The sequence below is a fragment of the Tissierellales bacterium genome (assembly GCA_025210965.1).
GTDB lineage: Bacteria > Bacillota > Clostridia > Tissierellales > JAOAQY01 > JAOAQY01.
This window is the reverse complement of sequence record JAOAQY010000120.1, coordinates 1-10,555: the sequence shown is the minus strand read 5'-3', so window position 1 is coordinate 10,555 and position 10,555 is coordinate 1. Positions and strand designations below refer to the sequence as shown.

Annotated in this window: 9 protein-coding genes; 1 reads left to right on the top strand and 8 read right to left on the bottom strand. The window is 29.7% G+C overall.

What is annotated here, in order from left to right; translation table 11 throughout:
- Both N4A40_09205 and N4A40_09200 read right to left on the bottom strand, forming a co-directional pair.
- A partial coding sequence (locus N4A40_09205; GenBank protein ID MCT4662023.1) for a hypothetical protein occupies positions 1–648 on the bottom strand: 648 nt, incomplete at its 3' end.
- 41 nt (positions 649–689) lie between these two features.
- Positions 690–2,420: a leucine-rich repeat domain-containing protein gene (locus N4A40_09200; protein MCT4662022.1), complete on the bottom strand. Its 1,731-nt coding sequence runs from the start codon at positions 2,418–2,420 to the stop codon at positions 690–692.
- A 275-nt stretch (positions 2,421–2,695) separates the two neighbouring features.
- Between N4A40_09200 and N4A40_09195 the strand changes: the two genes are divergently transcribed.
- Complete coding sequence (locus tag N4A40_09195) at positions 2,696–2,914, top strand: hypothetical protein (GenBank protein MCT4662021.1); 219 nt, start codon at positions 2,696–2,698, stop codon at positions 2,912–2,914.
- A 354-nt stretch (positions 2,915–3,268) separates the two neighbouring features.
- On the opposite strand, the gene N4A40_09190 is transcribed toward N4A40_09195, so the two are convergent.
- The 6 genes from N4A40_09190 to N4A40_09165 all read right to left on the bottom strand — a co-directional run.
- Positions 3,269–3,511 carry a hypothetical protein gene (locus tag N4A40_09190; GenBank protein ID MCT4662020.1) on the bottom strand — a complete coding sequence of 81 codons (243 nt, stop codon included), beginning with the start codon at positions 3,509–3,511 and terminating at the stop codon, positions 3,269–3,271.
- A gap of 110 nt (positions 3,512–3,621) precedes the next feature.
- A complete protein-coding gene (locus tag N4A40_09185) occupies positions 3,622–4,155 on the bottom strand; it encodes an AAA family ATPase (GenBank protein ID MCT4662019.1) in 534 nt (177 codons plus the stop codon).
- Positions 4,156–4,340: 185 nt separating this feature from the next.
- A complete protein-coding gene (locus N4A40_09180; protein MCT4662018.1) occupies positions 4,341–4,991 on the bottom strand; it encodes a hypothetical protein in 651 nt (216 codons plus the stop codon).
- Positions 4,992–5,029: 38 nt separating this feature from the next.
- On the bottom strand, positions 5,030–6,379 hold the full coding sequence (locus N4A40_09175; GenBank protein ID MCT4662017.1) for an ion channel: 1,350 nt from the start codon (positions 6,377–6,379) through the stop codon (positions 5,030–5,032).
- A 630-nt stretch (positions 6,380–7,009) separates the two neighbouring features.
- The gene (locus N4A40_09170; GenBank protein MCT4662016.1) at positions 7,010–10,246 is read right to left on the bottom strand and encodes an RNA helicase domain-containing protein; all 3,237 of its coding nucleotides are present in this window, start codon (positions 10,244–10,246) and stop codon (positions 7,010–7,012) included.
- Between the two features lie 116 nt (positions 10,247–10,362).
- Positions 10,363–10,555, bottom strand: a 193-nt coding sequence (locus tag N4A40_09165; protein MCT4662015.1) for a 23S rRNA (pseudouridine(1915)-N(3))-methyltransferase RlmH, incomplete at its 5' end; no start/stop codon positions are given.

Genomic DNA, 10,555 nt, shown 5'->3' with positions numbered 1-10,555 from the left:
TTCAGTAAATTTATTATTTCGATATTCAAATTCAGTTCTAAATTCTTTGAATTCGATAGGTTGTTCATCGACAAGAGATATTTGAGAAGTAGTGTAGTATAAATGATCATTATCAAGTTTTGCAAAACCTAATGTTTTAGTAACTTCCACTCCATCTGGCGATTCAAGCAAATAACTTTCACCAACCCAAGCTAAGTTAAAATCAAAATTGTACATTAAATAATCAGCACCACTAACTCCAGTTCCACGGCCCATTCTTTTTGTTTCTAATAAAAAAAACGATGAATCTAAAACACTAAATTTAAGTATATCATTTTCATAAAGCTTTAATTTCAAATCTTTATTTTTTTCCTCAAAAACCATGAAATTAGTAGAATGAAATTCAGAATTCATATCATGAAAAATGATTAAATTACTATCATTGATATTTAGGGTATAGATGTTTTCTATTTTTATATCATCAGCCTCTATAGCTAAAGATTCATCACTTGAATTATTTATTATATTTTTTATTGCAGCAAGTTTTTCTGTATTGGACAAAGTTTCTGTTGACGAATAAGTTTTTGAATTTTCATAGTGATTTAAAAATATAAATACAGCTAAAATAAAAATAATTGAAATTGAAAATTTAAAAAAATTTTTTTGCATGATAACATCTCCCATTATAAAAAGTGTATACTAATTAACCATTATGATTCTAGCCACGGCATATAACGCTTCAAATCAATTATGTTATTTTTTGATATGTCTAAATCACGAAGAATTTTAGTGCTGTTCTTAAGAAAACTCAAATCTTTTAATCCGGTATTTGACAGTGATAACGATTCAAGATTTTCAAAACTCAAGCGATTCAAAAATGAGAAATCATTGATTTTAGAATTATTTAAAGAAATCATTTCCAAATTTTTTCCGCATTCAAGACCTTTTGTAGATTTAAAAGAACAGTTTTCTGCATATAATGTTTTTATTTGCGGCAAATTTTCTTTAAAATTCATTTCAGGTGATATATTTAATCCAGATATATCTAGAAAGTCTAAATTTCTAAAGGAGTTATTATCAGAAACTAAGTTTATTTCTGCATCAGAATTATAAGATATATTTAAGAGCTCTAAAGAAGAGTTTCCCAATATAGATTGTTCGTTATCTCCTATTCTTAATTGATTTTCATTAAGATAAAGTGTATTTAATGTTTCTGCATATTCTAAATCATCTATATTGCTTATATGATTAGAGCTTACATCTAATGTTTTTAAACCCTTTATATTTTGAATTCCATTTAGATTTTTTAAATTATTTTTACTTGCAGTTATATCTTTTATCTCATAATTTTTAATGAAATCTAGCGTTTTCAAATTGCAATTAGATATATCTAATTGGTTTATATGCCTAGTAGTGTCTTCATCTCCAATAGTTATCGTATAATTTATGGGATTGTTTGAAAGATTGAGGTATCCTATACTTTTAAATTTCATCAAAGGGGTCAAATCAGATATATTATTCTTATTTAAATCAATGCTATCAAGTTTTTCGAGACCACAAATAGGAGTTATGTCTGAAATAGAATTATTTTCTAAATCTAAATGAGCTAAATTTGTAAAGCTAGCAAACGCATTTAAGTCAGTTATATTGTTACTTGATAGTCTTAAATTTTCAATCCAATAACATTTTTCTAATCCACTAATATCTGTTATTAAGTTTTCAGCTAGTGTAAGGTCTTTAAGCTTAACCAAATCTTCCAGTGTAGAAATTTTAGTTATTTTATTTTCACTAAGGCTTAAATCCCTTAATTTGGTTAAGCTATTTAAAGCTTCAATGTTTTCTATTTCATTTATGGCTAAATTCAATTCTTTAAGCTGAGGTAAGTTGCTTTTTTTTACATTAGATAAGTCTTTTATATTATTTTCAACCAGCTTCAAAATTGAAAGCTGGTTGAGATTTAGTTTGGGAAATTTTTCGAGTCCTACATTTATTAATTTAAGCTCTTCTAAATGATTCAAATTATTTAATAAGTCTACATCATTAAAGGGCGAATCAGTAATCCAAAGTGTCGACATATCCATTTTACCTATAGCATCGTAATTTTCTATTTTGCAATTAATTATATTAAGAAATTCAATATTTTCGAGTTTTTCGAGACCATTTAGAGATTTTATATTATATTTGTCATCAACATTATCGATTGTAAATGAATTGTAATTTTCTAATTCCGAAAGTTTTATAGCTGACGGATTTTCTACATAGTCATTATCTTTTAGATACTTTCTAAGTTCAGCATCTTCTATATGTAAATAAGTAACTTCAGATTCATCGGATATTGCCGCTTTGTTTTCTAAATCTAGTGTTTGACTTTTACAACTAGAAGCTGCTCCACCTATAATTATAGCTGCTAGCAAAAATATCAATGTTTTCTTATGATTCATAATGTCACTTCCTTGTGGAATTATTTTGTTTATCTACTCTTAGCTTAATAATTTTAAAATATAGTTTAGTTAATTATACTATTTTAATTATAACATATATAATTAATTACATAATAAAAACCAAACACAAATCAGATGCCGTCCTCGTTTTGTTCATCAGATACAAAGTATAAAATAACGTTATTTAATTTCAATGGAAATTTTTCCCTTGAAATTCCTTTACATTTATCATCGTTTATATTATGATGTATTCAAAACATCTATGGAGGTTTAATTTGAAAAACAAAAAGTCTAAGTACAATAAGAAAAATATTCACAAAAACAATGATAAAAATGATACTAAACTATTTTATGGAATCCTATTTGCATTGGTTTTAGTAGTCCTATTAGCAAAATTTATCAACGGAAAATTCGCCTTACGTTTTATCATCACTCTTGGAGTAGCTTATAGCTCTAGTCGCTTGATGAAAAAATATCAGCATAGTGGCGATTGATTGTTTTATAATTTATTTTAATGAAAAATCTTTTCAAAAGGAGTATATATTTTTATGGAAACTATTATTTTAGCAACAATTCTTATCCTATTTCTAAAGTTTTTAAATTCAATGTTTGATTACAAACGTAGAGTTAGATCATATTTCGATTCTATCATTGGATATCGTGCCTTTAATACTTTCGTATTCTTACTATTATTTTCACCTATCATTTATATTTCAGGTGCTTTCTTTTTTGTTTCTGATTTTTATTTTGTCTTTTTTGCTGGATTATTATATATAAATTATATTCCAAAAGAAATAAAATCATGATGTAAAAGCGAAGAACTCCTAAATTTAGGAGTTCTTCATTTTTCAATTTGTCTCTTGATTATCTTGTCTCTCTATCTGCTCTCGCAGTTTTTCTATTCTCTGAAGCTCAAGACCTGTCACTTCAGCTATTTGTTCTGTGCTTAAATTTATTTTTATTAGATTTCTAGCTACCTCTAGTTTTTCTTCTTGTCTACCTTTTTCCATGCCTTGCGCTTCCCAAATTTCAGCTATAGTCATAATAACTTCACTCCCTTCTGAATAATTCTGATTTACTTCTTCTATCACTTTACCTATATCTTCTTTATCTAGTGTTTTTGATACACTTACTATATATCTGATATATGTTTCAAAACACTCTATACCTTCTTGCTGATTTTCTATTTTATTTAGCGCTATTAGGGATCTGTGTATATTTTCAAATATTCTTCTTTTATCGATTCCGCATTCTCTAAAATATCTTTTGTTCCATCCACTTCAATTATAGGGCAATTCAATGATTCTGACCAATGTTTAACACTTACAATATCACGTGATTTAACAAATTCAAAGAATCGCTTCTCTGATTCATACATGTCTCCACCTTTTTTTACCCTATCTCCAAATTTAGCTATCGATCTTTGCTCCACTCGTTTAACCCGAATATCATATGGCACATCTATGAAAACTCCAAGCTCATATAATGAAGATATTTCTTCACCAAAATTTCCTTTAACAGCAGATAGAACAAATTCATCATACTTTTTTATATCTTTTAGCATTAAACTCACGTATTCTTCTCTTGTGAGTTGATTTTTATATGGTATATCTGATTCAGTAAATGCATAATCTTCAACATCCATATGCTTATATCCTAATAACCTCGCTAACGCTTTTCCTAATGTAGATTTTCCGCTACCATTTAGACCAAATACTATTATTCCCATAGGCATGTTTACCTCCATTCTGAATTTTATTATATATTTATTCTAGGATTGGTGCAATGTAAGGTTCTGGTATTTATAGAAACTAATCATAGCTGCAAACAACTTTGTCTTCTTTGCCAAAATAGGCAAGAACAGTGAGCATGCGGGTTTCAGACGGAACACATCGGGGACGGACCTGACTTTGTTAAAAATCAAACACAGATCAGGTACCGTCCCCGATGTATTCCTTGGCGAAGAAATTGGTGAATATAGAGGAAATTAAAAAAACATCTTGCATTTTTTAGTTGCAAGATGTTCTTTAAAATTAGATGATTTGGGTTAGAAATTGCACAGTACGTACGTCCCCGTGAGTTACCCTCCGGGTTTTCCATCATATAATCTCTTAGTATAGTATCAAAATACATAACAACCTTTTTGAGTTTAAATATCTGCCACACAAAATGTTCTTGTTCATCAAGCACTTGTTTCAAGTTATTTTCATTTATACTTGATAGCTTTCTTTCCCCTATAATTTTCCAAAAGGTTTCTTTACCTCCAAAGTCCAGTTTTTCATATTCTGCCAAAATATTCTGATGAGAACCAATATATCTACCAACAGAGGCTTTGGCTATTCCGTTTTTTTCTTTTAACCATTCTTCATTGTCAAGCCCTAAATATTGTAGAAGTAAGCCATCCTTAACATACTTATCAATAGTGTATAATTCAATTGCCTCATTGATATTATCTACTAAATAGTTACTATCTAATCTCTCATAAACTTCCTTCGACTTTTTTAACATATATCCTTTGGCCATATCTGCTCCCTCATAATATTCAACACATCTATAACTCTCTTTTTTCATATCTCCACTGCCCCCTTTAAAATTCTATTCAAATCGAATTATCTCAAAAATTTCTTTACTATTACCGATGTAAATAAGGCAACTAAAGCAACACCTGATATAATTTGAACCGCGGATACTAATAGACTCCATCCATAAGGAGTAATATTACCATACCCTACTGTCGAAAAAGTAATAATACTAAAGTGCATACATTCAAAAAAATCATTGATAATTTCACTAACTGGTACAGGTGTACCACCTTCTAATACATACTTAATAACCTCACCAGATGAATTTTTTATACCGGTAAACATATATATTATGGTGAAAATCAGAACATACCCAGATGCCCAAAATACAAATCTGCTCATCCTTTCACCAAAACCAAATAGTATCCACCCTAAAAAAAGAACACTTTTATCCCAGAAATCACGTTTCGTCATCATTAAATACTTGTTATGCATGTATGAATATTCTCGTGAATAGTCATCATTGAAATTACTAATTTTTAATACAGCAGAAATTGTATAAAATAGCTTTGCAACTTCACTGTATTTATCTCTAATAAACTCATTCTCTTTCATTAAATCCAATGAACTTGACTCCATCTGTCTTTTATACTCATCCTTAATCCTCTTCCTGTAACCTTTCAAACTTAACTTGCTTATATAAACATCAGTGTCAACTTCTCCATCAAGTATTGATTTTAGAAATATTAGTTCATAATTAGTAGTGCCTTTAATCTGTGCACCATTCAATTTACAATCTTCTATAGTGAGTCCATAAAAGCCACAATTGTTAAATATTATATTTGGCATCTCGTTTTCTTTCATTGTGCTGAGCATGATGGTACATGAATCAAATATAAGACCATCAGCAAGAGAATTACGTATATCTATTTGTAACATACTACAGTTACAAAATTCGGTCGATATTTGAGTGTTCTGATGAGTAGTACCATTGTACTCCATTTCATGATCCCTTAGACAACAGTTCTGAAAAATCACTTTACCACTATTTGTTGTACACTTTTCAAACCTACAACCTATAAAGTGGCAACCATTAAAAATGATATTCGTAAACTCACAGTTGGTAAAGTCCACATAAAAAAAACTTTTCTCACGTACTTCTATGTAATGCTCCTCACTCATCGCAGCAGTTTTACCCCACTTTGTATCCTTAAATAATACAAAATTATATGAATTATGTTTAAACTCTGAGTACTTCTTTTCATAGGATAGGTTGTTTTCACATCTCTTTTCAAATGATAACGAGTCCTTGTATTCTTCTTTACTTGATTTGAGCCGTTCTTCTTGGATATTAAAGAACTTAATCCTATCCGCTCTTGCTTTCTTAATTTCACCATCTATCCTTTTATCCATTTGCTTATAGTATTTCTTTTTCATATTTTTCTCCCCCAACGACAGATTATGCATGACATCATACCCATTCACGTTTATACTCTTTTGAAATATATCTTACTTACTCATACTACCCTTTTAGCGGTTCTCATTTTTGTCAATTCAGTATAATTTATGTTAGTTCTACACGCCCTCCAGAAGAATATAACGCTTCTTCACATCTAGTAAGAGATTTTATTATATTTCTAATCGTTATATTTACAACTTAATTACATATTGCTCTCTATGGTATTATTTGTCAACAAAAAACAACGCTATTATATTCACGTTATTTCTCTAAAAATTAATTATTCTTCCTATTACTCATAAATATCATTATCATTATAATTACAACTTCATTCTCGCCAATCGATTTATCTAACCGAATTATTACCTATGTCAATATCTACTATCAAACAACTTGTCTTATCAATTTATTACCGCTATTCAGAGTCATAATAAACTTAATCTTATCAGTAAATAACTCATCATATAATCGGTTTGGGACTATTTATGATACGGTTCTCCGTACTATGTGCAACGGCGGTTTATGAGAATTAGCAATCATACAGAATTATAAATTTATGAATTAAAATCTCCCGAATTTCATATCCAACCTCTATGAATCTATTCCTATTACTCATTATCTTCTATGTCATATATCAGTGATTCTCTTAAAAACCATTTCATTATTTCATACATTCTATGCCAGTCAATTTCTAGTTCATACTGATTAAGAAATTGTGGTATATTCCCAATCAATAAATACCAATTACCAATGTACTCTCTATCAGATACTATCGCAAACATTGCATTATGTAATATTTCTAAGTATGACTTTTTGATATCATCTAGGTTATAGTAAGAATATAAGTCAATGAAAGGTAAACAAGAATACCATCCATCAGTATATCTCGATACTTCAAGATATCCAATATTATTATCATGAATATACTCTATGTCTGCTTCATGAATACACCCATGCTCAAATGGAATATATTTTCTTTTTTCTTCTTTTGCTTCTTTTAAGATTTCTATTCCCTTATATGTGATCAATTCTTCAATACCTTTATCCTCAATCGCCCCATATATTTTGTAGTCAAAGTAATCTATGGCATCGAGAACGCGACTACAGTATTTACTATGTAATGCATTTCTTATTTCATGATACTCAATGTTTTCACCATAATTATGGTATGAGAGCAGTTCAGATATTCTTCGATCAATGTGTTTAATATCAAGGCAATTTATTTTCTCAGGTATTAAATCGAATATATCTAACGGAAAATCACTATCATCAAATGTGCCAATTTGATCTAATTTATGTATTAGTGATTCATCTTTCATATCTATATAGTTTCTAAGTAGATGTCTAATCCCTTTTTCACTTTGATTCATAACTGTTCTTAGTATATCAATCGATTTTAATTCTTCTAAAAAACCAAATTTCTCAAACACCCTTAATGCACTATCCAAAGTATATACACTGTAATCTTTTCGATTATAGTACATTGCCCACACTCGATTAACTGAATAAATATCAATATGTCTCTTCTCATGATTTGCTAACCTTATAAAGGATTGCGCATACCCTACTGCTTCAAAAGATCCATTTGGAGCATATTCCCTTATAATACCGTCAAGAGTTTTACCATAAAAGAAATTCTTCTCTCCTAATTCACCTAGTTCATTTAGTTGGTATTTAACTGATGCCAACATTCTGGCTGACCATCTACCTTCAATACCATTCTCTTCGACGATTTTCCTTAATTGGTATGTTGCTATGCTTTCATCATTATTCAAGTATTCATCCAATATTTTGAAATAGATATTCTCTTGGTCTTGATTAATCCAGACTTGAACCATATGTCTTATTAAGATATCTTGCTTATCAAATCCGAATATATCATTATCTTGTAACTTTTCTAATGTTTCTTTGTAGTTTGGCTTGTTTTTCCTTTTATCAAAGTAAGATTGTTCATCATTTAATGTCTCATATAGTTTATTAATTTGATTAGAATCATACATGCTATCTGCCAAATACCTTTTATACGATGCTTCATCTTGCAACTTTAAAAGGATGTAAGTATTCCATAAAACACCCGAACTAAATATTTCTTCCTCTATAGTTACATGATTATTCATATATACAAGAATCTGATACACTAAACCATCATATCCAATTAAGTCATTCCGATTAGCCATTTGATAAACCAAGACAAATGAATAATATTGATATAAATCTAGTACTCCTTCTCGTTTCTCCAATAACTTCTGTAGCTGGCCGTAAAATGAAGTTATTGAATTATAATCAAAAGTTCTTTCAAGTAAGGCTGAAAAATTATCAACCTCGCTATACATCCATAATAGTTTTTTATAGAAATCTTCACTAAGTTCAAATGAAGACAATCTTGACATGAAATTAACTTCTCCACTCAACAAACTATTCTGTACAAACTGATTCACTTTGCCTTCTAATTCTGGATAACTTTCAAGTTGATGTCGCAAATATGTGTTAAAACTATCATGAATTAAAGAAATCCTATTCAGCGTCCTTTTAAACAAGTATGGATGCACTTCAATAAAATCCATGATTGCATCTACCACGAAAGATTCTTCAAGAATAGTACTAAGTTCAGACTCTGTAAAGAAACTATTGTTTGTTGCAAAAATAGATAATAACGATTTTGGATTAACTTTTTCAATCAATATATCATAATATTGATTTATGTCTTCAATCTCTAGCGCAATATTGATCACTTTATGCTTTATGTAATGTTCAGCAATAAAGTAAGTGATTATCGGATAACCATCAGTAACTTCATAGATTTTCTTAACAACTCTGTATTCACAGATGTTGTAAGCCATAGCCAAATATAATGCAGTTTCGTCAAAACTCCAATTTATCAATTCCGTCAATTTCCAACTAACCTTGGCTAAAAGTGGTCTTGACAAAACGACCATACGAGCCTCTTCCAATGAATCAATAAAGTCTATGAATAATTGAAGTTCTTTCGGATTATAATTTTCAACATGATCAAGACCATCAATAATTAATATTTTCTCTTGTCTGATAATCTCTTGAATCAATTCATCAATAGTGTAACTCCTTGGAGAATTGAAAACTCCTAGTGCCACATCATCTAAAAATGCATCAAATTGCAATCGTTTCATAAGTCGTTCATCTTGAGACCCAGTCCAAAATCTATATACTATTGCATCATTATACTTTTGAATCAACTCTTCAACATAATGACTCTTACCTACGCCAGGCTTGCCACATATCCATAAAATTCCCTTTTTCACTTTATCTAATGGTTCTCGTATTAAGATTGTTCTTTCACTTAAGTCTAAAGACATTCTAATCACTTTTGGAAGTTCTTCTTCATTTATTACAAATTTTGAAGAAGTTACCATAGAAAATGCGAACTGAATTATCTGAACTTCTCTACTTTCAGTACTGAACATTTCATCAAGTAGATCTTGTATATCAATGGGAGTTAGTGGTATTATCACAATTCCGTTTACTTTCCTTGCTGGAAACCCCATGAACTCTGAATCAGTATCAATCTGATCAGTATTAATTATTACAATATTATTCTCTTCTTGATTGTAGTCATTAGAGTTTCCTTTGATTCGAACACTGTCTCTGGTTATAACAATGTCATCCAATGTAGTACTAGGGTAATTTTTTACTTGAATTCTATAATTCTCATTAGCCTCAATATATAAATCATCAAAGTTTCCACTAATAATTGTTTCCGATTCAATTTTTTTGATTTTTCTTTCAACATCCATCTTTGCTACAAATAGCGTAAATATGTAGTGCTGAAATGTATAACCTTTAAGTGCATTTCGTGCAACTTGCCCCATAACGTCCTCCTCTAACCATCAATACTATATTAAATCTTTTAGTCTATCTATTTACTTTTGCTTACTATGTCTCAAATTGCAAAAATATCCATATTATCACACTACAAAAACCGCCATTACTTATGATACGGTTCCCCCCTACTAATCCTAAATCCCCTATAAATCTGTTCGAGCAGTATCATCTTCATGAGCTGATGGGGAAATGTCATCTTTGAAAACGAAAGTTTGAAGTCGCTCATGTTTTTGAGTTCATCGTCTAGACCTAGTGATCCACCGATTAGAAATGTGAGGTTTGACTGTCCTCTTAGG